Source organism: Pseudomonas sp. NPDC047961, from assembly GCF_050272435.1.
GTDB lineage: Bacteria > Pseudomonadota > Gammaproteobacteria > Pseudomonadales > Pseudomonadaceae > Stutzerimonas.
This window is the reverse complement of record NZ_JBNNMD010000005.1, coordinates 390,669-415,839: the sequence shown is the minus strand read 5'-3', so window position 1 is coordinate 415,839 and position 25,171 is coordinate 390,669. Positions and strand designations below refer to the sequence as shown.

Sequence of the window (25,171 nt, the reverse complement as noted above, 5' to 3'; positions counted from 1 at the left end):
CTGCTCAAAAATTGAGCAGAAGCAGTTGAACACCTGGGTCAGTTTTCAGTCGGCAGAACAGCCTCTACTGGGTCAGTTTTCGGTCAGCGGCAACATCCAAGACCCCAGAATCAGTCGTCCAGGTACCGGCATGCGATACTTAAATCCTATGAAATCATCGTCAGCGCATCGCGCAGGGCAAGGTTTGCTACGGGCAGGAACATCAGACTCCAGCCTTGCCCATACTTCGGTCTGCTTTCCGAGGTCTTCGTTGCCCGGACTCCCCCATTCATTGATCTGCTCATCGGTCAGTCCTTCAACCAAGGGCCTACCCTCCGTCTGCGATTCGAATATTTCACCACTTTTGGGCCAGCTGACTTTACTGACGAGAGAAATCACCCTTAGCTTTTCGGCGAGAGACACCTTCGCAATAGCTAAATCCGCTTTCACCTGCAAAAGTTGGCATATCTGATTGGCGTGTAGTCGACGCTCTGTGGTACTCCAACTTTTTCCCATCACCGCCGCCATGCTGGTCAACCGGTCGAGTTCAGATGTAGCCACGTCCACCGCTTTGGTTTTCCGCTTCAAATCATTTTCAAGCATCGCGACATCCTTAACCGCGTCGGCTACCGTTGTTTTGCATACCTGACTAGGAGCTCCCCCGGAACCAACAATCCCAACGGCAATCTTAACTGCCGATGAAACCAAACTGCTGACTACTTCGCCTGACCGGTCCTCCGCTGCGACATTCACTGACTTGATGCCGCCCGTGTCGTAATATTCGACGGACATATCAGTACTTTTGAAAACGTTCTGCAACTTTTTGAAATCAATCACGTAGTGGCGTTCGGGATCACGTACTTCCTTGCCGGAAGCTTTAGTCTCCACGGCTATTTTAAGCTGTGCGACACCGGCATCGTCCCAACAACTTGTGACACGCCGCGTTACGACTATGTCGAACTGGGTAAATGTTAAAAAGTACGGCGCACCTGCTACAGGAAATTCAGGGTCATTACCCGGTTCGCTTTTCTCAACGCGCACCGCGTCGAGTTCCGTAGTGCAAGAAGCCAATAACGACAGAAAAATAGTCCATGAGGCACATCGAACAGTCGATAATATCGAAGCCATGATGAGTCCTTATCTTCGGTTCCATTCATTAGAATACGGTCAGCTAAGAAAGTCATATCGCCGTTGTCCAACAGAGATTCGAACTCCCGGGACAGCCAACGATTCGCGTTAGACGCGCTCTTACAGCGAAATTCAAGCATGGTGCTATCTAAGCCAGCCAACCTTTTCAACATCACATCTCGACCGCAGTCCATGAAAAACAGGATGTAGCGCTGTCGACAGCCCTGCGATTCCTTTCCTCGCTTCAAGGAGTTCAGCGAGGCACAGTGACATAGTAGCTGTCGATCTGGAATTTGCTGGAATCGTTACATCATCAGGTTTTCGCAGTGAGCCTGTGGCCACAGGCAGGCTAGCGATAATGAGGAAATGAGCCGGCGTAGCCGCACAATGGGCGACGACAATTCTAAGCGTAGTGAGCGCCTCACCAATTTTCTGGCAGAAACGTAACTGACGCTGCATAGCAACAGCTGGGGGGCAAACCGTCGCCATTTGGCCAAAAGCTGACGGTCACCCAGCTCGGCGCATCCATTCCGCCGGCGGCTTAGCCGTAGTCTCTTGCGCATTGGGACATCGAGCTGCGCCAATCAATCAGTCCCCAGCCGGCTGGCTCATAAAGAGCGGGAGACGCAAGCCCCCGTCCTTGTAGGGCAGCTGAATTTCCGATTGCGGGCATCTTGATCCGTTTAGTGCTAGGGCGATTTCATAACTCGGTACACTCAGAGTGTTGACCAGCCTTAAGGGACTACTGTGAAAAAAACACCTTCGATTCAGGAAGTACTTGATCGTTGCGTTGCGCAGGCCACTGCGTCGGAAAAACTTCTTCCATTGGCGCTAGCCAAGGCTGCAAAACGGCGGAACGTTATACTTTCGGGGGATGAGATTCGATGCTTGGCGACCGCGCTCCTTAACGCAGAAGGAGAGAGAATCCAACTTGAAGTAAACCCTCCATGTGCATTTGGAAACAATGAGAAGGAAGTCCAAGAGACGGTGCAGAGGCTCGTTGATGAGCTAGGGGAGTCAATAGCGGAGGTATGGCACAGCGTTGAGGAGGCAATTTCGCACGCCGTACCGAATGCACTTGCCAGCGTGGCTGAGTTTATCGGCGACCGCGTCTCAGAACAGGCGCTTGAGCACACGCTTCACCTAAAAAAGGCACATGCTGATCGCGCTGAGACAGTGCAGCGCATGTGGGGTAAAGCTATCGAGCAGTTGGATCTTCTGAGGCACATTGTGCTGGAGTGGAACCATACTGCTGTAAAACATCGTAAGGGGGCGTACGCCAAACCAAATACCGCGTTCGCACTGAATAAGCTTGTCGCGCGAGCATATGAGGTCGTAGGCGAGATTATTACGCTGGCACGATCTGGGTACGCTGATGGAGCCCTGGCAAGGTGGCGCTCACTCCATGAGGTCTGCGTCATCGCAATGTTCCTAGCCATGCGATCCGACAAGTGTGCTCAGATGTACTTATCCCATCACTGGGTGGAAGAGCTGCGAGTGCTTGACGTTGACAGGGGCAGCGGCACCGCTAAAGCAGCAGGTGCTCATCGTGATCGCTATGTACACGACCTGCGTAAACAGAGGATTGCGTTGATAGCCAAGTTCGGCACCGCCTTCGCCAAGGATTACGGGTGGGCATCGGTCGAGCTTGGCCGCACTAAGACCACATTCCGCGATTTGGAAAGTCATGTTGGACTGGAAACGTTGCGGCATGGATATCAACAGGCAAACAGTACAGTTCACGGCGGTGCCCTTGCTACTCTCACTCGGGTTAGCCTTGGGCCGAGTAGTGTTGACAGCGCCGTGATCCCTCCGGCCTATGGATGTGAAGTAGCCGCAAACTACACTACGGCTTCCTTGTCGATGATGATTGCAGAGCTCTGTCTGGAAATAGAGGATGCCGACTTGCTCACCATGAACATGGTCATTAACAACTCTGCATCTAAGATTCGAGAGCTAATTAGACAGGCACAGAAAAAGTCATCTGGAGACACTCCGCGAGCAAGGATGCTGCTACGTAAAGCGGCGCAGCGCGAATCCCGAAAGAAATCACGTCGAGCTGTTTGAAGTAGCTATTGCCGCTGAGTTGCTAACCTTTATGTCACGCTTCTGGGATAGCTTAGTAGCAGCAGCTTCTGCAGGGAACTGCCCACCCTCGGCCAGAGAGTCGAGGGGAAGAGTAGGGCTTTAATCAACTCATCAGATCCCGCTCCGGTAGCCTCGGCACACACCCAGCTGCGGTCAAGCCATCATCTTGTCGAAATGAGCTTCAAACTTGGTTTTGGTGAAAACATCTTTAAACCGTTCGACAAAGACTTGCGGGTCAATCTCCCCAAAGTCAGTCAAGTTGACCGAGTCCGCATGAGACTCTCGGTTCACGTACCTATAGAGCGCCCGGAACTGTGGGTGCTCGTCACTCAGCTCCTGCAATGCCTGGCGCAGGCTGTCCTTCTTATGGCCGCTTTTGACCGCTAGCAGGCGCTCGCGACGAGCAGCGACTACCAGAACCAGGCAGCCCCGGCTGATTTGGTTATAGTCTGCTTCTGCTAACCGTTCAATGCCAAAACCAGCAGTAGCCAAGCTCATTGGAGCACAATATGGATGTAGTACTAATCCATCCTGTTTATTCCAGTATTTTTTTTGCGTGAGCTCTTACTGCAGTTACTTCCGAGTCACTAATCATAAACTTCACTGGCCCTTCGAATTGAATCGTTACGATATACTGGTCATCAAAAGCTTTAAATGCAGAACTTTTAGAGCTCAGGGGTCTAGCAAGGTTTTCGATCGTTTTACGACTCATAAAACCAGAGATGCCTAAAATGCTTGCTTGAGAAAACGACTCCTCACCACTATCAAAAAGTTTCCCGAAAACAATAGTGCAAGTTTCATCGTTTTTCTTTTCGTTCGAATCTGCTTGCACCATTATTGCCTCACTCGCTATGCTCTTCACCGCATCAAGAGTTGTTTCGCTAGAGAACAACGTTCCTAAATATTTTTTCAGCTGGTTCATGTTTGCCAGCTTGCTCACTAGCCCTCTATTGTGACTGCCTTCGACTACAACAGGATAACTTTCGGACTGAGCGCGTAATCTGAAAAGCTCAAATACCGACCCCGGCAAGCCTCGGGGCCATATACAAAATTGGTAAACAGAAACTTCATCATAGACCGTCTTGCGAACTTGCCCATCAATTGCGCCGTCAGTTTTTGCACTCAAAGCGGCAATTTGCAATTCTAAAAATTGCTGCATTTCACTGGTTCGGAATTTAGGTTTGAATCCAATTCCAATTTCATCCGGCCATAAATCATTCATTTGCATCCCCTAAATATCCAACGAGAGCGTGATCGGCAGGTGATCAGATATTTTCTTATTCATATTCCCGCCGGCTGAAATCAATTCGGTTTGACCAAGTTTCGTGATAACTCTGAGGCTGTCATTGATTATAGTATTCATTAGCGAAGGCCGCAAAACGACCTGATCGATCATATACCATCTAATTGAGTTATCACGCGGTTTCATTTGGAATGTTCCTGGTTGGTTGCTTGCAGTTCGATCACCAAGGAAACGCCACACTGGATTGTAAAAGAATGAATATTTGACACCTGCAACTGTTCGTGTTGATTTAGCGGCGTCAGTCTTACAAGGCACAGCATTTAGCCCTCTCGGTGATACCATCGCGGCTGCAAAAGGAGGCATATTGAAATCACCGATGACAACTGTATTATCGCCCAAATCTTTATGTTCGCGGGCTTTGATCTCGTTGTGCAGCGGCGCAGCTTCTCCCATTTGATGGGCAACTGTATCGGTAGAACCAAGCGGTGCCGCTAGATGCACAAACCACAACCTATACCATGTTCTGGTAGGACCATTGCCCCTGATAAGTTTTACTGGCCAGCCGCCTGCAATCGTAGCAGAGCTATCAAACTTCATTTCATCACTGTTGCTCAGGCATAAAAAACCTGTACCATGTTCTGGCCGCTTGCTCCACCACCGTTTTCCGGGAAGCTGCCGGTTCAATGCTTGCACCAAAGCACCATCGTCAATACCAGCTATTTCTACTAGGCAAATTATTACATCGTTGGCATTAGCGGCGTTTCCACCTAATTCTGTCGCAAGGGTCAAAAGCTCTTGTGTTAACTGCTTGTCGTTGATATTCCAAAAAGCAAGTGCGAGCATCTCGTAACACCTTAGATATTAGCTAATAACAGATATAATTGATTGTATCAACTGCGCCGCCTCGGCGCTTGAATACCATATATTTTGCTACCGTGGTAGTCCTCTCGGATTTGTTCCCGCTCGATGCCATTAAAAAGCTGAATAACCTACTGTCAAACACAGCTATTAACTAATCATCCGGGCCAGCTTTGTTCTCGAAAAATTCTGTCCTCCCGCATAGCTTGAAGCAATGGCACGCATTAAAACATTTAACATCGAGAGCTTGAAGCTTTAATTAACAATTAATGGCAGTAAGGCGATGCAATATAGTTTTTTACTTTTCTTGCTTAGGCTAAAACGAAGGGGAACACTATCACCTCTTTCCATGTCGCAGTTGGTAAGCAAATATGTGGCGACGCTTGTTTCCAAAATCGTTATCTGAGCTGAGCGCACTATCCGAAACACTGCAACCTGTTAGGTTATTTTTACTAGCTATCGGGGTTTCGGATACTTCCAACCAGGCTTATTTGGCCAATCGCTGTGCGTCTTTAAGCGAATTCGGGGCGATTGGTTCACGATAATGGGGAGGGTGACCTTTATGACTTTCGCAACCGGTGGGTATGGCGAAATGAACGATATCCCAATGACTGCTCGTGGCCGGAAGCCGACGTTGATTGAGCAGCTCGTCTCCACAACCATGAACCAATCGCGCTAGTAGCTTTTCGGCTGGCTACGCCAGGATATTTCAAAATCGCTTTGCATTTGCAGTCGCCCTTATTTCCCACGATGCCGGGCCCTTCACCGAACTGCTGCGAATCATTTTTAGCCATGTTTATTCATCGACTTTCACGCTCTCGCACGCGAATTCTTGAGACCAGATGAAGGACGATTTCCACGCCTATATCTGGGTTTTTTCACGTCTTGAACAAGTAGCTTTGGCCGAGAATTTGCCAATTCATTCGCTTGCGACTTATCAACATTTGTTATCGTCCATCCGTAAGTCGGGTTAGGTCCCAACATGAGTCGAAGAGAGGACGGGTTAGGTCCCAACATGAGTCGAAGAGAGGACAGGGTAGGGTTTGTGCTACCGCCATGAATGGCGCCCGCACAATCGGCAGCGCTACAGTCGTTTCACTTCCTCGCGCTGCCTACCGTCCTGCTCAGGGCAAGCCCGAGACCCCCGCGCGTGACGCGACTCACTGCAAGTACGCTTACCAAGACGATTAACAGCCTTTACAACTCGGTAGAAAATCCCCACCCCATAAGGACTTCGTGCTCTGAAAGGCCATTTGCACGCTGAGCCAATCCAGCGGCTGAAATCAGCGCATCGTGCTCAATGTTTTGCTGCTCCAATAGGCGCGTCAACAGAACGATTTCCCCTTGTGCCTCAAGCGCAAGAACCCTGTCCGGAGAGTTAAAAGCCCAGCGGTCCAGAATCCGCCAACCACGGGAGTGATACGAGCTGGAGCGCAACACAGATTTGATAGTCGAGTCTGCCAACACGTTGGAAGCGATTTCGAGAGGGTTATCGTCCACGAGCATTTTCAACCTCCAGTCTTGAGCAATGAAGTAGCTCCGATGTGCCGGCCCTGCCCGGTCGCGAGCAGGCAGAAAAAGTTTGCTTAGGTACCGAAAACAGCATGAAGACGTGCTTCGGTCGCAACAGCCTCATGCGGCGGTAAGGCCATGCTGAAAACAGGAATGTTTAGATCGCTAGTAAGAACGTTCAGCCTGTAGTTGCGCTTGCCGATCGGGATGATGTGCCAGGATCTAATATCAGCGAACCGGATGAAACGTGCCGTTCCGTTTACCGGATAAGCGAGCAGCTTGCCTGATTCCCCATCAATGCCTAGATAGGCATCGTTGATCTTCGCGAATACCTCTACCTGCGGCTTGAAGCCGTTCCCCTGATGCCCAGCAACTATCCGCTTTAGCTTGGCTGCGTAGGTTCGATTTATCTGCCAAAACAGCCAGCCTCCTCCCACGATGTAGAGAACCAGAGCCCAGAACAGGCTCCTGATAGCGGGATCTATCCGCGCAGAGAAGCCTAGAAAGAATGGCAAGTTGAAGCCGCTAAAGACGACCACAACGAGTAAAAGCGCACCGATTGGCAGACAGCCAACTGCCCATGCGACTCGAAACAGCTCCCAGATCAGCCTCATATCAGCGCCTTCTTCTCATTTAAACCCATATATCTGGATATCAGATATCCGTAAAACAGATATAGCTTGATCGGCCGCATCTGTCACGGTCACGGCGATGACAAAGGCTATTTACCGACGAGAGCACACGGTTTTTCTGGATGTTCTGAAACGCATGCGTATGCAGTCCGGGATGACCCAAGCCCAATGCTCTGCTGCGCTAGGCAGGCCGCAGTCATTCATGAGCGATGTGGAGCGAGGTGTCAGGCGGCTGGATATCGTTCAGCTTCGCGATCTATGCCAAGTCATGGGTAGTGATCTCCCCTCCCTAATCAGTTCCTTCGAGCAAGCTCTCAGCAAACATGAGGACAGAACATAACTATCATCTGAGGGCTGCTGAAGACTCGACGGAGCCACCCAGGCGACAAGTGTTTATGAGCCCTGACCATGCGCAGCTATAGTCAGCTTATGCCTACGAGCTTGGGAGAAGCGCAATGACACCTGACCAAAAGAACTTTGTTATCAAGCGCTCCCGACTTATGAGTCAAGCGGTTGCGGAAGCGATCAGGGAGAATTACAGACTGGGGCTAACGGATTCGCTACCGCCTACAGATGAACATATCGATGAAAAACTGGCGGCGCTCGACCTGTCGCAATGGAAAACGATACCCATCGCGTAGCGCTCTTAAGTCCCAAGCGACTCAATCCCCTTGCTTTCGGCTGCCATATCACTGGTTTGCCACACCCATAATCTATTCCTAGCTTAGTCCCCACTCGGTATGGCCTATACATAAGCAGTGCTAGGCACTAAGTGAGCAGTAGCGCCGATATGTTTGCTGTAGCAATGTTGATTTTGCGGGATCGCCCAACTCCCCTTTCGAAAGCGTTGGCCGTTCGACGATTTATATCATTCCCCCTAGTCTAGGGGCAGCGGAATGCTGATTCATGGTCGATAATCCCCCACCGATCAGCCCCAAGCGATGCGCTATAGAGCTGATCTTCGACATACGAGTGGACACGGAATCAGATGGCTAGACCCAAAGCAGTAAAACCGATCAAAGAAGAACCACTAGAAAAACAGCTCTGGAAAGCCGCCGATAAGCTGCGCAAGAACATCGACGCCGCCGAGTACAAGCATGTGGTGCTCGGCCTGATTTTCCTTAAATACATCTCTGACTCGTTCGAAGACATGTACACCAAGCTCAAAGCCGGGGAAGGTGAGTACGCCGGGGCGGACCCGGAGGATAAGGACGAGTACAAGGCCGAGAACGTGTTCTTTGTGCCGCTCGAAGCGCGCTGGTTCTATCTGCTGAGCATGGCCCGGCAGCCTGATATTGGCCGGCATGTGGATTCCGCCATGGATGCCATCGAGAAGGAAAACCCCTCGCTCAAGGGCGTGCTACCCAAAGTGTTCGCCCGGCAGAATCTCGACCCCGCCAGCCTCGGCGGGTTGATCGACCTGGTCGGCAATATCGCCCTGGGCGATGCCAAGAGCCGGAGCGCCGACGTGCTTGGCCATGTTTTCGAATACTTTCTCGGTGAGTTCGCCCTGGCCGAAGGCAAACAGGGTGGCCAGTTCTATACGCCGCGCTCCATCGTCGAGTTGCTGGTGATGATGCTCGAACCCTACAGGGGCCGCGTATTCGACCCCTGCTGCGGTTCAGGCGGCATGTTCGTGCAGTCGGAAAAGTTCGTCGAAGAGCACCAGGGCCGGGTCAACGATATCTCCATCTATGGCCAGGAAAGCAACCAGACCACCTGGCGCCTGGCGCGGATGAACCTGGCCATCCGCGGCATCGACTCCTCCCAGGTGAAGTGGAACAACGAGGGCTCCTTCCTTAACGATACCCATAAAGACCTGAAGGCCGACTTTATTATTGCCAACCCGCCGTTCAACGTCAGCGACTGGAGCGGCGAGCTGCTGCGCGGCGATGGCCGCTGGCAGTACGGCGCCCCGCCGGTGGGCAACGCCAACTTCGCCTGGCTGCAACACTTCGCCCACCACCTGGCACCCAACGGCCGCGCCGGCGTGGTGCTGGCCAAGGGCGCGCTGACCAGCAAGAGCAGCAGCGAAGGCGATATCCGCAAGGCGCTGATTGCCGATGGCAACCTGATCGACTGCATCGTCAACCTGCCGGCCAAGCTGTTCCTGAACACTCAGATTCCGGCAGCGCTGTGGTTTATGAATCGCGCCCGTAGCAATGGCCACCCGCGCAAAGGCGAAATCCTGTTTATCGATGCGCGCAACCTCGGCCACCTGATCAACCGTCGCACCAAGGAACTCAGCTCCGAGGATATCCAACAAATTGCCAACACCTACCACGCCTGGCGCACCGGCGAAGGCGACTATGCAGACGTAAAGGGCTTCTGCGCCTCGGTGCCCCTGGAGCGGGTGGCGGAGCTGGACTACGTATTGACGCCGGGTCGCTATGTGGGCCTACCCGACGAGGACGACGACTTTAACTTTGCCGAGCGTTTTGCCGCGTTAAAGGCAGAGTTTGAGGCGCAGTTGTTGGAGGAGGCGCAGCTTAATCAGGCTATTGCCGAGAATCTGGCGAGACTGAATGTATGAGTGAGTGGCAAGACTTCTTTGTCGAAGATATCGCTGCGCCAGGTAAAAACTCATTAGCAACTGGCCCGTTCGGCTCATCAATTAGTTCTAAATTTTTCGTTGACCAGGGTTTGCCTGTCATTCGAGGTGGAAATTTAAGCTCAGAAGTTGGAAAGCGCCTTAATGATGAGGGATTGGTTTTCATTTCCAACGACAAGGCCAAGGAATTCAGTCGCTCGATAGTCAGCTTAGGCGACTTGATATTTACGTGCTGGGGAACAATTAATCAGATCGGATTGATTGATAGTAGGGCCCGCCACGTGAAATATGTGATTTCAAATAAACAAATGAAGCTGAGCGTTGACCCCAACAAAGCCAACCCACTATTCCTCTACTACCTTTTTTCAGGGCCGGAAAAGCAGCAGGAAATTTTGAACAATGGAATAGGCGCGGCTGTTCCTGGATTTAACCTGGGGCAGCTCAGGAAGATGGTTATTTCATTACCAAAGCCGGACGAGCAAAAAGCCATTGCAGCGGTGCTTAGTAGCCTTGACGAAAAAATCGTCCTACTGAACCGCCAGAACAAAACTCTCGAAGCCATGGCCGAAACTCTGTTCCGCCAGTGGTTTGTAGAAGAAGCGCAGGAGAGTTGGGCGACGGGAAGGCTAAGTGATGAGTTTGACTTCACGATGGGGCAGTCTCCACCAGGCGATTCGTTCAACACAGAATATATTGGTATACCAATGTTTCAGGGGAATGCGGATTTTGGTTTTCGCTTTCCGGTAAATAGAGTCTTCACCACAGAACCAAAACGCTTCGCACAACCAATGGATACTCTGATCAGCGTTCGCGCCCCTGTTGGAGCGCAAAACATGGCAAACCAAGAGTGTTGTATAGGCCGCGGTGTTGCTGCATTTCGATACAGAAAGAACAGTAATTTCTATACATATACATACTTCAAGCTTCGTTCCTTGATGACAGAGATCATGAAGTTCAACGATGAAGGCACTGTCTTTGGCTCAATCAGCAAATCGGATCTTGAAGCCATTACCTCATCAATTCCCACAACCAATTTTATTGAGCGCTTTGAGAATGAGGTCAAACCAATAAATGACAAAATCATCAGGAACTGCGAACAAATCAAAAGCCTCGAAAAGCTGCGCGACACCCTGCTACCAAAATTAATAAGAGGTGAAGTAAGGGTGTCTTACTGATGGAAAAGCTTCGCGCATTGGTTTTTCAGCACCATAGATGGAGCGGTCTTTCTGAGTATATTGATCGCATTGAGGCTTCAGTTTCTATTGATTTTAGCCTTGCGCTTGAAAACTCCAAGGCGATGATAGAAACCATTAGCAAAGAACTCTGTCAAGCAAATGGAGTTGTATTAAAAAACGAGGACTTCCATCAGATTGTAAGGTGTGCCTTTTCTGCCCTTGGTTATAGCAACTCAAATAACTTGAGCCAGATATCTAGAAGCCTGACAACAATCGCCCTGCAAGTTGGCACATTAAGAAACCAGGTCAGCCCTACATCTCACGGACGAACTCTAGACGAGCTTAAAAACAGAAATAGTCAATTTGACGAGATGACGAAGGATTTCCTGATCGACAGCACGCTCTCAATTGCTGTTTTTCTAATTCGAGCTTTTGAGGAAAGAAAATCTTCCGTCGAATTACAGACTATTTCTGATGAAGAAACTATACCTGCCTACGAGGACAACGAAGAATTCAATGATTTTTGGGACGAATCATTTGGTGATTTTGAAATGGGCGAGTACTCCTATACTGCTAGTGAAATATTTTATAATGTAGATCTGCCTGCCTATCAAACAGAATACAAGACCTTCTTAGAGTCTGAGGGTGATGAGTGAGCGGCTTATTTACCCGAATCATTGGGCTATTTGAGGTGTTTGGCTATTGCCCTATCCACGGCCCTAATTCCAAGTCACAGAACTCCAGCAGGCACCGTGGTGTTACCCACAACACAGGAAGGTTGTGCAGATGAGCCCGCAAAGCCAGATCACCCTCTACCAAACCGCCGATGGCAGCACCGAGCTTGATGTGCATATCCAGGAGGATACGGTGTGGCTGCGCCAGGAGCAGATGAGTGAGTTGTTTGGCCGCGAACGTTCGGTAATCAGCAAGCATTTGCGCAATATCTTTGCCGAAGGCGAGCTGGAGGCCGATTCAGTATGTGCAAATTTTGCACATACTGCCGAGGACGGTAAGACCTACCAGGTCAAGCATTACAACCTGGATGTGATTATCTCTGTGGGCTACCGGGTCAAGTCGGTAAAGGGTACGCGCTTTCGCCAGTGGGCCACGCAGGTACTGCGCCAGCATCTGGTTCAGGGCTATAGCCTGCATCAGGCCCGCTTTGAACAAAACGCCGCCGAGCTGGAGCAGGCCCTGGCGCTGATCCGCAAGGCGGCGCGCTCCCCGGCGATCACTGCCGAGGCGGGCAGCGGCCTGGTGGAGATCGTCAGCCGCTATACCCAGACCTTTCTCTGGTTGCAACGCTATGACGAAGGCTTGTTGAACGAGCCCGACGGCCAGCCCGGCGGCAGCCTGCCCACCGAGGCAGAAGCCAGTTCGGCGCTGCTGGAACTGAAACAATCGCTGCTGGCGCGCGGTGAGGCGACCGAGCTGTTCGCCCGGCCACGGGGCGATGGTCTGGGCGCGCTATTGGGTAATCTGGATCAGACGGCGTTCGGCGAGCCCGCCTACCCGACGCTGGAAAGCAAAGCGGCGCATCTGCTGTATTTTGTGGTGAAGAACCATCCGTTTACCGATGGCAACAAGCGCAGCGGGGCCTTTCTATTCGTTGATTTTCTGCACCGTAACGGGCGTTTGCTCAATACTCGCGGGGAGCCGGTGATCAACGATACCGGTCTGGCCGCCCTGACCCTGCTGGTGGCGGAGTCGGACCCCAGGCAGAAGGACACCTTGATCCGCCTGATCATGAACATGCTGGCGGCACCAGAACATCCATAGGGAAATCCATTTTGGCCACACTCACCGAATCAGCCATCGAAACCTTCGCCATCAGGCTGTTCGAGCGTCTGGGTTATCAGGCCATCCACGCCCCCGATAGCGCACCGGACAGCGACAATCCAGAGCGTCGCGACTATGCCGAAGTGCTGCTGCTCGGGCGATTGGAACAAGCGGCTCGGCGCATCAATGCCAAGCTACCGGAGGATGTCATCCTGGCCGCGCTGAAGGATGTGCAGCGCGTGCAGTCCCCCGAGCTGTTGGCGAATAACGAGGCGTTCCACCGTTTGCTGAGCGAAGGCGTGCCGGCGAGCCGGCACAAGGATGGTGACGAGCGCGGCGAGCGGGTCTGGCTGATCGACTTCGCCCACCCAGAAAACAATGAATTCGTAGTCGCCAGCCAGTTCACCATCATTGAGAACAATCAGACCAAACGGCCGGATTTGGTGCTGTTCGTCAATGGTCTGCCGCTGGTGGTGATCGAGCTGAAAAACGCCGCCGCGGAAAACGCCACGCTGAAAAGCGCCTACCAGCAGATCGAAACCTACAAAGAAACTATCCCTAGCCTGTTCGCCAGCAATGCCTTTGTGGTGATCTCGGATGGCCTGGAGGCCAAGGCCGGTTCGCTCTCGGCGGGGTTGTCGCGCTTTATGGCGTGGAAGAGTGCCGACGGCAAGGCCGAGGCCTCACACCTGGTCAGCCAGTTGGAAACTCTGATCGTCGGCATGCTGAATAAGGCCACGCTGCTGGACTTGCAGCGCCACTTTATCGTGTTCGAAAAGGCAAGGAAGGAAGACCCGAAAACCGGCCAGATCACCATCAGCACAGTGAAGAAGTTGGCGGCTTATCACCAGTATTACGCGGTCAATGCGGCGATAGCCTCCACCCTGCGGGCCGTGGATATGGATGCAGGCCTGAGTACGCGGGAGAACCCCGCTAGCTATGGCTTGCCCGGCGTGACCAAGCAACCCCGAGGGGATAAGAAGGCGGGTGTGGTGTGGCACACCCAGGGTTCGGGCAAATCGCTGTCCATGGTGTTCTACACCGGCAAGATCGTACTGCTGCTGGATAACCCAACCATTCTGGTGATTACCGACCGCAACGACCTAGACGATCAGCTATTCGACACCTTCGCCGCCTCCAAGCAGCTGTTGCGCCAGGAGCCGGTGCAGGCCAAGGATCGTGACGAGCTCAAGGCGCTGCTTAAGGTGGCCTCCGGCGGCGTGGTGTTCTCCACTATCCAGAAGTTCCAGCCCGAAGAGGGCAACATCTACGAAGAGCTGTCCGAGCGCCGCAATATCGTGGTGATCGCCGACGAAGCGCATCGCACCCAGTATGGCTTCGCAGCCAAGACGGTGGACGAGAAAAGCGCCGACGGCACCTTGATCGGCAAGAAGGTGGTCTACGGTTTCGCCAAGTACCTGCGCGATGCCCTGCCCAATGCGACCTACCTGGGTTTCACCGGCACCCCGATTGAAAAGACCGACGTCAATACGCCCGCCGTGTTCGGTAACTACGTGGACATCTACGACATTGCCCAAGCTGTGGAAGACGGTGCCACGGTGCGCATTTTTTACGAGAGCCGTTTGGCCAAAGTGGCACTCAGCGAAGAGGGCAAAAAACTGATCGCTGAGCTGGACGAAGAGCTGGATCCGGACGAACTGAGCGAGACGCAGAAGGCCAAGGCCAAGTGGACGCGGATGGAAGCGCTGATCGGCAGCGAGAAACGTATCAGGAATATTGCCTGCGATATCGTTGCCCATTTTGATGCTCGCCAGGAGGTCTTCGCCGGCAAGGCTATGGTGGTCAGCATGTCGCGGCGAATTGCTGTCGAGCTGTACAACGAGATCGTCAAACTGCGCCCGCAGTGGCACTCGGATGAGTTGACCAAGGGCGCGATCAAGGTGGTGATGACTGCCGCGTCCAGCGATGGCCCGCTGCTGGCCAAACATCACACCAGCAAAGAGCAGCGCAAACTGCTGGCCGAGCGCATGAAGGACGATGCCGACCCGCTCAAGTTGGTGATAGTGCGCGATATGTGGCTGACGGGCTTTGACGCACCCAGCATGCATACTCTCTATATCGACAAACCGATGAAGGGCCACAACCTGATGCAGGCGATTGCCCGGGTGAATCGCGTGCACAAGGACAAGCCGGGCGGCCTGGTGGTGGACTACCTCGGCATCGCCGCCGACCTGAAAGAGGCGCTGTCGTTCTACTCCGATGCCGGCGGCAAAGGGGACCCGACCCTGGCGCAGGAACAAGCAGTGGCGCTGATGCTGGAAAAGATCGAAGTGATCTCGGCCATGTACCACGGCTTCGCCTATGGAGACTTCTTCGAGGCCGATACCGCACAAAAGCTCTCGCTGATCCTAGCGGCGGAAGAACATATCCTCGGGCTTGATGATGGGCGCAACCGCTATATCAAGGAAGTCTCAGCACTGTCGCAAGCCTTTGCCATTGCGGTGCCCCATGAGCAGGCGCTGGATGCCAAGGACGAAGTGGGTTTCTTCCAGGCGGTCAAAGCCCGTCTGGTCAAGTTCGATGGCGGTACTGGTGAAAGCCGAAGCGATGAAGACATCGAAACCACTATCCGCCAGGTGATCGACAAGGCACTGGTGTCGGAACAGGTGATCGACGTGTTCGATGCGGCGGGCATCAAGAAACCGGATATTTCTATTCTATCCGACGAGTTTCTGGCCGAACTAAAGGACCACAAGCACAAGAACGTGGCGCTTGAGGTGCTCAAAAAGCTACTCAATGACGAGCTGAAGGCGCGGGCCCGGAAGAATCTGGTGCAGAGCAAAAGCCTGATGGAGATGTTGGAAAACGCCATCAAGAAATACCACAACAAAATCCTCACCGCCGCCGAGGTGATGGACGAGCTGATCAAGATCAGCAAGGAAATCGTCGCCTCTGACGACGAAGCCAAGAACATGGGACTGACGGATTTCGAATACGCCTTCTACAGCGCCGTGGCCAACAACGACAGCGCCCGCGATTTGATGGCGCAAGACAAGTTGCGTGAGCTGGCCGTGGTACTGACCTTGCGCGTGCGGGAAAACGCGTCCATCGACTGGACCATCAAGGAAAACGTCAAAGCCAAACTCAAGGTGATCGTGAAACGTACTTTGCGCCAGTTTGGCTATCCGCCAGATATGCAGTTGCTTGCTACGGAAACGGTACTGAAGCAGGCAGAGATGATTGCAAAAGAATTAACTGTCTAGCGCATTTCTGGTTATTGGATGCCACAAATTCGCCACACTCGCCCCGCTAAACAGGGCGAAAACGCGCTAACCATGGCGACCATAACTCTTTGATTTTTCAGCTGATCAGCGCTAACGTATTGATTCTAAACGTCGGCTTTTAGGACTCCGAAGGCAGGGGTCGTGGGTTCGAATCCCGCCTGGTGCGCCAAATACGGAAAAGGCCTCACGTGAAGACGTGGGGTCTTTTCTTTTTTCTGTGTCCCGTCCTGAATAAGGTTTACACCTTCGTCTTATTCATCGTAAGAATGCTCATGGCAAAAGGTACATTCATGTGGCCTGCACGGTGTCCATTTTGTGTCGCCATCATCGCAGCCCGACAGTCCCATCCTAGCCCGCTCTACGGCTCCGGAACCTGATTGTGGATAGCAACGTGCTGACCAATCAGCGCCAGCCTGCGATCGAGCTCATTCATCAGGCGCGTCCGGGTGGCCATGACTTCTTTCTTGTTGAAAAAACCTGGCTGCTCGGTGTGAAGACCGAAGCGGTTGTTGATCGCTGCTGGCGACATGACCGCCTGGTAGGCCTTAGAGGCGTGGTTGTAGATCGCGCACAGCAAGCCGTTGGTGGTTTCCGCCGGGTGAACGAACACCAGCGTTAGCCACTGCCCCGTTCGCATCTGGATGCTGCTGTCGGAAAAGCCGAAGCAGGCCTCACTGCCATCACCCAGCCTGACCCAGAATTCGTGTTCAGTGGTGGTGTAGCTGCTGACGTGCATAGACGCATGTGCGCTTCCGCCCATGGAGCCATAGCCACCAAGCATGTAGCCGCCATTGCTCGCGCTGTGGGAGTGGGAAGCCGAGAGGTGGGTGTTGGCGCGCTTTTGAGTATCCAGAACCTGGCCGGTCAATGCGAAAAAGCGCAATTCGTGATGCAAATGTCGGAAGCCATCGTCGAGAAAGTTCTCTTCTTCCGGTGTCACGGTGATGTCGTACATCGTCCGAATCAATTCGTCGCGCGCAGCCTTGTCACTCTTGGCACGCTCCTGCAGCTGGGCCCGGTGCGCCTTTGCGTCTTCGAAAGCCTTGATGGCCTGCGCTTTCACGATCGGGGTATTTTCCCGGGCGAACGCCGAGGTTTTTTCGGTTGCCTCCTTGAGCACCGGCGCCGCCTTATGACTAGCTTCGACAGCCAGTTCCTTCGCGCGACTTAGTGCAAGCGCGGCTTTCTCAGCCATTTCCGGGTTCGCCTGCACCGCCTTTTGCTTCAGGTCATCCCATAAGCTCATGCGTGTAACTCTCCATGACTCATTACTCGACAGCGGCCAGTTAGCGTTTCCTGTGCCGCCTGTTTTTCTGAAGCTATTCAATGCATGCCGGCCTCGCCCTGCTTGTCCGGTTTTCACAACCCGACGTACAGGTCCAGACCGCCGGTAGCGCTGCCGCCGCGGACTGGGGCGAAACGCTTACTCGGCCGCAATCAGCTCGCTGACCTTTCTGCGGCCGTGCCACTCTGGGCTGAAGGCCGAGCGCAGTTTACTGATGTTTGCCCGAGGGTACGAAGCTGCATCCAGCCATCTTCTTCGGAAAGAAAGTTGAGGATTCTGGCGATGACGTCCATCGGGACTATCTGACTCTTAATAGCAGCCGCGTCGTCGGAGCAGAAGGACGAACGTGAAGGTCAAGGGCCGACGATAGCGGCAAATCCCGGTCATCGAAAAAGGGGCAATGGCAAATTGACGTCAATAAGCATTTACCATACTGTCCGTTGCAAATTGTGACGGAGCGCACGGCTTCGTTGAAGACCGGATTTTTCTAGATTCTGGAGCAGGGATGCGCGGTGCATTGCTACGCAGTGGTAAAAGCGAAACTTTTACCGCGTTGGGAGAGACCGGGCAGCCGGTTTATCGGGCCGCTTTGCAATTGCGCGAAGCCATTCGACGCAAGGATGCGAATCTCGTCGTGCATCTGGCGATACCGCAGAGCGATGAGCTGGGCAATCAGATCGACTGGTACAGCGACATTCCCGGCGATGTGATTCCCTGGACCTCGGCCACCGAAGAAGAGCGCGCGCCAGCCCGGCAACAGCTGGAAAGGCTCAGGACCGCACTGGATGATCTCAGCGTCCGCTTCCTCGGCAGCGATCCGGCTGACCAGCAGGGCGACAAGGCGGTGTTCGGCAAGCTGCTCAAGCGGGTCATCTACTTCCCCGATGAAAACTTCGTCTATCTGGTGAATGGCAAGCCGGTGCTGACCTTCTGGGGCTTTCAGCATGCCGGCGCTGACCGCAGCCTGGAACCGCTGCATTGCCTGTATCCACGCAGCGAAAAGGAACCCACCGCACCCCTGATACCGGCGCCTGCTGCGACCGTGGCCGCTCCGCTGGCGGCTGTGGTCGAACCGGCACCTGTCGTGGCCCGACCCTGGTGGCGGCGCTGGTGGTGGCTGTGGCCGCTACTCCTTCTATTGCTGGCGCTGCTGTTGCTCAGCCTGCTGCGCGGCTGCATGCCGAATGCAGGTTTGCCGGGAATGCCGCAGCTAGGTCTGCCAACCCTGTCCGCGCCAGAGCTGCCGACTGTCTCGCTACCCGCTGATGGGCTGGGCCTGAACGGCTCTGGTGTCGGCACTGGCGGGGGCCGCGGTGCGCCTGGTATGCCCGAGTTGCAGGAAGGCAGCGGAGATTCGCCGGAAGGCGAGCCTGCCGGGCCGGGTGACGAGCCGGAGTCGAGCAAGGCGCCTGCTGACGAGCCACCCACCCCGCCTGCACTGGAAGCTGAACCCGAAGCAGAACCTGCGCAGCCGGCTGATGAACCGCAGGCCGAGCCGCCGCAGCCATCGGAGCAGCCACAACCACCCCAACTGCCTCAGGACCCGCAGGAGCCGCTGAGCATTCCCGAGCAGGCCGGCAACGGCCCGGCAGATTTCCTCAATGGCGACTGGCGTGCCGGCGCCGGCATCCAGGATCGCCGCACGGGCAAGCCGCTGCGCCTGCAATACCGTTTCGATGATGGCAAGGGCGAGGTCACGGTGCGCCGCCCGGATGGCGTGGACTGTTCCGGCCCGGTCACTGCCGCCATGAACAACGGCAGCCTGGCCATCGACAGCAATGGCCAGGCCGCCTGCGCCGATGGCAGTAACTACGACATGCCACAGGTCACCTGCGCCAAGGGCGCACAGAGCATCGCGGACTGCACCGGCAGCTACGGAAACGAACGCTTCCCGATGTCCATGCGTCGCGCTGGCGAATAAGACTGGATGAATCCCAATGTTGCCTGAAGTCACCCAATTCGAAGACACCGTCACCCTGATCAGCGACACCGGCATCCAGTTCATGGATTTCGCCTTGTCGCTGGACCTGCGCAAGCAGCCGCCCGGCGAATTCGCTCCGCTGACCAGCGGCCTGCTGACGCGCCTGCTATACAACGAGGAAAAGGACTTCTACTTCTACGAGCCCGAGCCGGAGAAAATCGAGAAGACCAAGCCCGTGTTCAGCCTCGACATGAAAAGCAGCCTGGACCTGCTCGATGGCCTCTGGCTGCCGATCCCCTTCTTCCGCTTCATGCCGCCCCATCGCTACGACGAAGGCCCGAGCAACTGGGCGCGCATGCGCCTGGTCAAGCTTCCCGCTCCGGACATCGACGGCAACAGCCATCGCCTGACGCTGACCTTCGACACCCGTGTCATGCCCCGCCAGGACGGCACCACATACCTTGCACCCAACCAGGAAGACGTCAGCTCCGGCGTCGCCTTCCGGTTGGCCTGCAATATCCGCGATACCCGCTGGTTCCTCGACCAGGGCTGGGTCAGGGAGTGGCTGCTGGAAGTGTTCCGCGAAGGCAATGCGCATCGTCCGCGCGATGAAGTCGATATCGAGGTGCGCGAAAACCATCACCTGGCGCACTACCTCAACCTGCTCAGCCTGATGGCGCAACCCGTGCCCGCGCAGCAGACCAATGCCCGCGCCAAGGTGGACATTCCCGAACTCAAGGTCGTCGCCAATGAGGTCAACGGACAGGTCAAGCCGATCCCCGTGGATCTGGTGCTGGACGTCGGCAACTCGCGTACCTGCGGCATCCTGATCGAGAACCACGGCCAGGCCGGCTCCGGACTCAAGCACAACTATGTCCTGGAGCTGCGCGATCTGATCACCCCCGAGCACACCTACAACCAGCCGTTCGAGAGCCGCGTTGAATTCGCCCAGGCCAACTTCGGCAAGGATCAGTTCTCGGTCAAGAGCGGTCGCCACGATGCCTTCCAGTGGCCCACCATCGCCCGCGTCGGCAGCGAGGCCGGACGCCTGGCCAGCCGCCGACGCGGCACCGAAGGCTCGACCGGCCTGTCCAGCCCCAAGCGCTACCTGTGGGACGAGAACGCCTACGGCCACGGCTGGCGCTTCAACTGCTCCTATACAAAAGGTGACAGCGAGCCCTACGCCACCGCCGCACCCTTTTCGCACCTGATCAACGAAACCGGGGAGGCACTGTACAGCCTCGACGAGGACGACCGTCTGCCGGTGTTCATGCCGCGCTACTCGCGCAGCTCGCTGATGACCTTCATGCTGGCCGAGGTGCTGGCGCAGGCCCTGTCGCAGATCAACAGCCCGGCCCAGCGCTCGCGCCAGGGCCACACGCGCACACCGCGCCAGCTCAACAGCATCATCCTCACCGTGCCGCCGGGCATGCCTCAGGCCGAGCGCAGCATCCTCAACGAACGCATGCTGCAGGCCATCGGCCTGGTCTGGAAAAGCCTCGGCTGGCATGCCGGTGAGGAAGACCCACACGAGGAAGACGTCAGCAGCGCGCGCACGCCGATCCCGAGCATCCGCGTGGAATGGGACGAAGCCTCCTGCGGGCAGCTGGTCTATCTCTATACCGAGGTCAACGAGAACTTTGCCGGTCACCCGGAAGAGTTCTTCGCCACCCTGGCGCGGCCCGACAAAGCCGACCGTGAGCGCATCACCCTGGCCACCATCGACATCGGCGGCGGCACCACCGATCTGGTGATCACCGACTACCGCCTGGACCGCGCCGGTAATGGCGGCAGCGGCAGCAACGTGCATATCGTGCCGGAACAGCGCTTCCGTGACGGCTTCAAGGTCGCGGGTGATGACATCCTTCTGGACGTGATCCAGGACTTTATCCTGCCCAGCTTCGAGAAGGCTTTGCGGGTCGCCGGAGTGTCCAGCCCGAACGCGCTCATGTCGCGCCTGTGCGGCGACGAATCGGTCAGCGTGCAGGACGGCATTCTGCGCCAGCAACTCAACCTGCAGGTCTTCACCCCGCTGGGACTCGCGCTGCTCAAGGCCTACGAACAGTACGACCCGGAGCACCCGCAGGAAGTCATCAGCCAGAGCTACGCCGAACTGCTCGGCGAGCAATCGGTAAATGACAGTGTGTGGGAATACGTCTGCAGTGCGGTACGCCGCGAAGTGGGTGGCCAGACTACGTTCGATCTGCTGCAGGTACCGATCAGCTTCGACCTGCAGCAATTGCACGCAGCATTCCTCAACGACAGGATCAACCTGACCAAGACGCTCAGCGCCCTGTGCGAAGTGATCTTCCACTACCCCTGCGACATGCTGCTGCTGACCGGACGCCCCTCACGGCTACCGGGCGTGCAGGCCTTCATCCGCAAGATGCTGCCGCTGCCACCGGGGCGCATCCTGCCGTTGCAGAACTACCGCACCGGCGGCTGGTATCCCTTCCACAAGAGCGGCCTGATCGACGATCCGAAAAGCACCGCTTCGGTCGGCGCCATGCTCTGCCTGCTGTGCGCCAACCACAGCGTGCCGAACTTCTATTTCCGTTCGGCAGCACTCAAGCCCTACTCGACCATCAAGCACATCGGCGTGATCGACCTGAACAACTTCATCAAGGACGCCGACGTGCTCTACCGCGACATTGCCTCGCAGGACGGCATGATCAACCTGCCGCTGATGGGTGACGGCGATGACGCCGACACCCCGCAACTGGTCATGCGCGGCGACCTGCGGCTGGGCTTCCGTCAGCTGACCGCCGAGCGCTGGGCGGCGTCGCCGCTTTACAGCCTGCGCTTCACCAAGACCGGACGTGAAAAGTTCTCCCGCGCCGGAGAAGACGGTGAGGCGCCGCTGCTGAAGATTCGCTTCAAGATCGACACCCGCGACCAACGCACCCGCAAGCAGGGCCTGATCAGCGACCGGCTGGCCATCGCCAGCGTCGAGTCCAGCAGCAACAGGGTCGCCTTCAACGTGCGCAGTGATCTGGAGCTCGAGCTGAACACCATGCTCGACGCAGGACTGAGCGACACCAAGTATTGGCTGGACAGCGGAAGTGTGAAGCGCAAATGAGCAACCTGACTCCCAAACAGATCCAACTGAGCACCTCCTGGGCGGCCATTCACGAAGGCGCCGGCCAGGCCCTGGAGTGGATTCGCGGAGTGCGTGGCAACGCACCACGACTGGACAGCGAGGCCGACAGCTTCAACCTCAAGCTGCACCGTGCACGCAACCTGGCGCACAGCCTTGGTCGGGTAGCCGGCACACCCATGACCATCGGCTTCTTCGGCCTGTCCCAGGCCGGCAAGTCCTACCTGATCTCGGCGCTCGCGGCGAACCAGCAGGGCAAGCTGGAAACCCTCTACGGCGACACCCGTCTGGACTTCATCAAGCACGTGAACCCACCGGGCGGCGGCAAGGAGGCCACCGGCCTGGTCACTCGCTTCAGCCGTACCGCAAAGTCAGGGCCGGCCAGCCATCCGGTGGAGCTCAAGCTGTTCAGCGAGATCGAGTTGGCCAAGATTCTGGCCAACGCCTGGTTCAACGACTTCAATCAGGAGCTGGTCGACTACGAACTCGACGAGCCGCGCATCGCCCGCATCCTCAAGCCGTTTGAAAACGGTGCCACGAATGCCCCGCAGGCCGGCGTCAGCGCCGACGACGTGGTGTCGCTGTGGGATTACCTGCGCGACAACTTCGAGAAATCGATCCGCAAGCTGGAGCACCTCTATTGGCCACGGGCGATGGAGCTGGCGCCGCGCCTGAGCTGTACCCAGCGCGCCGAGCTGTTCTCGATTCTCTGGGGCGAGCAGCCGGAACTGACCAACCTCTATATCCAGCTGGCCTCCACGCTGCAGCGTCTGGGCCATGCACCGCGGGTGTTCGCACCGCTGAGTGTACTGGTCAGCCGTGACGGCGAGGGTTACTCCCAGCGCGACAGCATCATGAACGTGGACATGCTTGAACGTCTGGGCAGCAGTCGCGATCTGCCGGTCGAGGTCTGCCCGGCGCCAGGCGATAACCTGCTGCCGGCAGTGGGCGTTCCGGTGGTGCAACTGGCCGCGCTGACCGCCGAAATGATCTTCCCGCTGGTCAATCCCACGTGTGACCCGCAGGTGGAACAGGTTGATCTGCTGGACTTCCCCGGTTATCGCGGACGCCTGGGCATCCGCTCGGTCAGCGAAGCCGGCAGCCAGGCCAGTGCCCAGGGCGGCAACCCGGTGTCCCAGCTGCTGCTGCGCGGCAAGGTCGCCTACCTGTTCGAGCGCTACACCGACAGCCAGGAGATGAACAGCCTGGTGGTCTGCACCAGCTCGTCCAAGCAGATCGACGTCAAGGACGTCGGCCCGGTACTGACCCGCTGGATCGAAAAGACCCAGGGCGCCACCGTCCAGGAGCGCGGCAAGCGCACACCCGGCCTGATCTGGGCGCTGACCATGTTCGATATGCAGATCGGCACCATGCTAGAGCAGGACGAAAACATGGTCCGCGAAGGCTGGGAAGGCCTGCTGAAGAAGACCATGCTGGAGCGCTTCGGCCAATACGAATGGATCCAGAACTGGGCCGGCCAGCCGTTCAGCAACACCTACCTGGTGCGCAAGCCGCGTCTGCCGATGGCCACCTTCGTCGAGATGGCCGAACACACCTACGACGAACTGGGCATGGTTTCGCGCTATCAGACGCAATTGCAGCTGCTGGGGCGGACCTTCATCGATGCGCCGGCCGTGTGCGAGCACATTGCCCAGCCGGGCGAGGCCTGGGCGGCGATGATGGCGCTGAACGACGGCGGCATCCAGCGCATCAGCCAGTATCTCGGCCGGGTCGCCCACCTCGACTTTAAGCTCAACCGCATCGAGGAACAGCTGGAGCGCTGCAAGGACGATCTGTTGCACAGTCTCGACGGCTGGTATCACAAGGACGGCGAAGGCGCGCTGGCGCTCAAACGTGCCCAGGCACAGATGATCCTGCAGGACCTGGGCCGCCGGCTGCCGGTGCTGGGCGAGCTGATCGACCACCTGCAGTTGCCCGGCGACAGCGTGCGCGACCTCTATCTGAGCGGCGCCTACGAGGTTGAAGAGAACGCCACCGAAAGCACCGAAGAAGTTGCCCAGGCCGCACCACAGAGCCTGTACGGCAACGATGGCGGCTTCGACTTCGGCGAGGTGTTCGGCAGCGCCGAAACACCGGCAGCCAAGGTGGCAGCGCCACAGCAACAAAGCAGCGAGCATCGCTTCGCCCGGGCCGTGTTCAAGGCCTGGATCAGCCATCTGCGTGAAATTGCCAACCGCCAGAATCTGCTGACCCTGTTAGGCCTGGATCGCAAGGTGGTCGAGGCCGTGGTCGATGAGCTCATCACTGCGGCCTATCGCCTCGACGTGCCCGAGCAGATCAGCCGTGCGCTGCTGCTGCGCACCCAGAGCGGCACGCGCCGCGATCAGCTGGTGCAGCGTCAGGTACTGACCGTGCAGCTGGTATTGCGCGACTACGTGTCCTGGTTCGGCAACCTGCACAAGCCCGTGGACGCCCGACCCAAGAGCCTGATCGGCAGCAAGGATCACCTGTTCGCCTTCTATCGCCACCCGCAGCCGGGCCAGTTGCCCGAACTGCCTGTGCAGCCGATCGACCAGTCCAGGCTGTTCCTTGGCGACTGGCTGTCCGGGCTGGCCTGCATTACCCAGGACAACGCCGGGCACAGCGCCGGACGCGAAATCACGATTGAACAGAATGAATGGCTGGGCCGTGTGCTGCAGTCGTTCCAAGCGAGATAA

General features: G+C 56.0%; 18 protein-coding genes. 11 read left to right on the top strand and 7 right to left on the bottom strand.

Features of this window, described 5'->3' with window-relative positions:
- Positions 1-72: 72 nt before the first annotated feature.
- Positions 73-1,107 (bottom strand): hypothetical protein, encoded by a 1,035-nt coding sequence (locus ACQKIK_RS18435; protein WP_499137027.1) that lies wholly within the window; start codon positions 1,105-1,107, stop codon positions 73-75.
- Between the two features lie 747 nt (positions 1,108-1,854).
- Here ACQKIK_RS18435 and ACQKIK_RS18430 point away from each other — a divergent pair.
- Positions 1,855-3,174, top strand: a complete 1,320-nt coding sequence (locus ACQKIK_RS18430; RefSeq protein ID WP_499137026.1) for a DUF5677 domain-containing protein — start codon at positions 1,855-1,857, stop codon at positions 3,172-3,174.
- 174 nt (positions 3,175-3,348) lie between these two features.
- On the opposite strand, the gene ACQKIK_RS18425 is transcribed toward ACQKIK_RS18430, so the two are convergent.
- The 5 genes from ACQKIK_RS18425 to ACQKIK_RS18405 all read right to left on the bottom strand — a co-directional run bounded on the left by ACQKIK_RS18425 (position 3,349) and on the right by ACQKIK_RS18405 (position 7,422).
- Positions 3,349-3,693 carry a hypothetical protein gene (locus tag ACQKIK_RS18425; protein WP_499137025.1) on the bottom strand — a complete coding sequence of 115 codons (345 nt, stop codon included), beginning with the start codon at positions 3,691-3,693 and terminating at the stop codon, positions 3,349-3,351.
- A 37-nt stretch (positions 3,694-3,730) separates the two neighbouring features.
- Complete coding sequence (locus ACQKIK_RS18420; protein WP_499137024.1) at positions 3,731-4,417, bottom strand: hypothetical protein; 687 nt, start codon at positions 4,415-4,417, stop codon at positions 3,731-3,733.
- Between the two features lie 9 nt (positions 4,418-4,426).
- Positions 4,427-5,281 (bottom strand): hypothetical protein, encoded by an 855-nt coding sequence (locus tag ACQKIK_RS18415; RefSeq protein WP_499137023.1) that lies wholly within the window; start codon positions 5,279-5,281, stop codon positions 4,427-4,429.
- 1,212 nt (positions 5,282-6,493) lie between these two features.
- Entirely contained in the window at positions 6,494-6,802 is a 309-nt protein-coding gene (locus ACQKIK_RS18410; protein WP_499137022.1) for a hypothetical protein, read from the bottom strand.
- Positions 6,803-6,882: 80 nt separating this feature from the next.
- Positions 6,883-7,422, bottom strand: coding sequence for a hypothetical protein (locus ACQKIK_RS18405; RefSeq protein ID WP_499137021.1), 540 nt, complete (start codon positions 7,420-7,422; stop codon positions 6,883-6,885).
- A gap of 97 nt (positions 7,423-7,519) precedes the next feature.
- Here ACQKIK_RS18405 and ACQKIK_RS18400 point away from each other — a divergent pair, with 97 nt between their 5' ends.
- The 7 genes from ACQKIK_RS18400 to ACQKIK_RS18370 all read left to right on the top strand — a co-directional run bounded on the left by ACQKIK_RS18400 (position 7,520) and on the right by ACQKIK_RS18370 (position 16,169).
- On the top strand, positions 7,520-7,780 hold the full coding sequence (locus tag ACQKIK_RS18400) for a helix-turn-helix domain-containing protein (RefSeq protein ID WP_499137020.1): 261 nt from the start codon (positions 7,520-7,522) through the stop codon (positions 7,778-7,780).
- Between the two features lie 115 nt (positions 7,781-7,895).
- Complete coding sequence (locus ACQKIK_RS18395) at positions 7,896-8,081, top strand: hypothetical protein (RefSeq protein WP_499137019.1); 186 nt, start codon at positions 7,896-7,898, stop codon at positions 8,079-8,081.
- 347 nt (positions 8,082-8,428) lie between these two features.
- Entirely contained in the window at positions 8,429-9,973 is a 1,545-nt protein-coding gene (locus ACQKIK_RS18390) for a type I restriction-modification system subunit M (RefSeq protein ID WP_499137018.1), read from the top strand.
- Positions 9,970-11,166, top strand: coding sequence for a restriction endonuclease subunit S (locus ACQKIK_RS18385; RefSeq protein WP_499137017.1), 1,197 nt, complete (start codon positions 9,970-9,972; stop codon positions 11,164-11,166). Before ACQKIK_RS18390 ends, ACQKIK_RS18385 begins: the two co-directional genes overlap by 4 nt.
- Positions 11,166-11,822 (top strand): abortive infection family protein, encoded by a 657-nt coding sequence (locus ACQKIK_RS18380; RefSeq protein ID WP_499137016.1) that lies wholly within the window; start codon positions 11,166-11,168, stop codon positions 11,820-11,822. Before ACQKIK_RS18385 ends, ACQKIK_RS18380 begins: the two co-directional genes overlap by 1 nt.
- 130 nt (positions 11,823-11,952) lie before the next feature.
- Entirely contained in the window at positions 11,953-12,945 is a 993-nt protein-coding gene (locus ACQKIK_RS18375) for a virulence RhuM family protein/type II toxin-antitoxin system death-on-curing family toxin (RefSeq protein WP_499137015.1), read from the top strand.
- Positions 12,946-12,956: 11 nt separating this feature from the next.
- A complete protein-coding gene (locus ACQKIK_RS18370) occupies positions 12,957-16,169 on the top strand; it encodes a type I restriction endonuclease subunit R (protein WP_499137014.1) in 3,213 nt (1,070 codons plus the stop codon).
- A 379-nt stretch (positions 16,170-16,548) separates the two neighbouring features.
- On the opposite strand, the gene ACQKIK_RS18365 is transcribed toward ACQKIK_RS18370, so the two are convergent.
- Positions 16,549-17,517, bottom strand: a complete 969-nt coding sequence (locus ACQKIK_RS18365) for a hypothetical protein (RefSeq protein ID WP_499137013.1) — start codon at positions 17,515-17,517, stop codon at positions 16,549-16,551.
- A gap of 463 nt (positions 17,518-17,980) precedes the next feature.
- Here ACQKIK_RS18365 and ACQKIK_RS18360 point away from each other — a divergent pair, with 463 nt between their 5' ends.
- The 3 genes from ACQKIK_RS18360 to ACQKIK_RS18350 are packed head-to-tail and all read left to right on the top strand — an operon-like array spanning position 17,981 to position 25,171.
- Complete coding sequence (locus tag ACQKIK_RS18360) at positions 17,981-19,396, top strand: SrfA family protein (protein ID WP_499137012.1); 1,416 nt, start codon at positions 17,981-17,983, stop codon at positions 19,394-19,396.
- A gap of 16 nt (positions 19,397-19,412) precedes the next feature.
- Positions 19,413-22,475, top strand: a complete 3,063-nt coding sequence (locus tag ACQKIK_RS18355; RefSeq protein ID WP_499137011.1) for a virulence factor SrfB — start codon at positions 19,413-19,415, stop codon at positions 22,473-22,475.
- Positions 22,472-25,171, top strand: coding sequence for a putative virulence factor (locus ACQKIK_RS18350; protein WP_499137010.1), 2,700 nt, complete (start codon positions 22,472-22,474; stop codon positions 25,169-25,171). Before ACQKIK_RS18355 ends, ACQKIK_RS18350 begins: the two co-directional genes overlap by 4 nt.

Coding starts and splice junctions, on each gene's coding strand:
- ACQKIK_RS18435 (WP_499137027.1), bottom strand. CDS start 1,107: ATGGCTTCGATATTATCGACTGTTCGATGTGCCTCATGGACTATTTTT.
- ACQKIK_RS18425 (WP_499137025.1), bottom strand. CDS start 3,693: ATGAGCTTGGCTACTGCTGGTTTTGGCATTGAACGGTTAGCAGAAGCA.
- ACQKIK_RS18420 (WP_499137024.1), bottom strand. CDS start 4,417: ATGAATGATTTATGGCCGGATGAAATTGGAATTGGATTCAAACCTAAA.
- ACQKIK_RS18415 (WP_499137023.1), bottom strand. CDS start 5,281: ATGCTCGCACTTGCTTTTTGGAATATCAACGACAAGCAGTTAACACAA.
- ACQKIK_RS18410 (WP_499137022.1), bottom strand. CDS start 6,802: ATGCTCGTGGACGATAACCCTCTCGAAATCGCTTCCAACGTGTTGGCA.
- ACQKIK_RS18405 (WP_499137021.1), bottom strand. CDS start 7,422: ATGAGGCTGATCTGGGAGCTGTTTCGAGTCGCATGGGCAGTTGGCTGT.
- ACQKIK_RS18400 (WP_499137020.1), top strand. CDS start 7,520: ATGACAAAGGCTATTTACCGACGAGAGCACACGGTTTTTCTGGATGTT.
- ACQKIK_RS18395 (WP_499137019.1), top strand. CDS start 7,896: ATGACACCTGACCAAAAGAACTTTGTTATCAAGCGCTCCCGACTTATG.
- ACQKIK_RS18390 (WP_499137018.1), top strand. CDS start 8,429: ATGGCTAGACCCAAAGCAGTAAAACCGATCAAAGAAGAACCACTAGAA.
- ACQKIK_RS18385 (WP_499137017.1), top strand. CDS start 9,970: ATGAGTGAGTGGCAAGACTTCTTTGTCGAAGATATCGCTGCGCCAGGT.
- ACQKIK_RS18380 (WP_499137016.1), top strand. CDS start 11,166: ATGGAAAAGCTTCGCGCATTGGTTTTTCAGCACCATAGATGGAGCGGT.
- ACQKIK_RS18375 (WP_499137015.1), top strand. CDS start 11,953: ATGAGCCCGCAAAGCCAGATCACCCTCTACCAAACCGCCGATGGCAGC.
- ACQKIK_RS18360 (WP_499137012.1), top strand. CDS start 17,981: ATGCGCGGTGCATTGCTACGCAGTGGTAAAAGCGAAACTTTTACCGCG.
- ACQKIK_RS18355 (WP_499137011.1), top strand. CDS start 19,413: ATGTTGCCTGAAGTCACCCAATTCGAAGACACCGTCACCCTGATCAGC.
- ACQKIK_RS18350 (WP_499137010.1), top strand. CDS start 22,472: ATGAGCAACCTGACTCCCAAACAGATCCAACTGAGCACCTCCTGGGCG.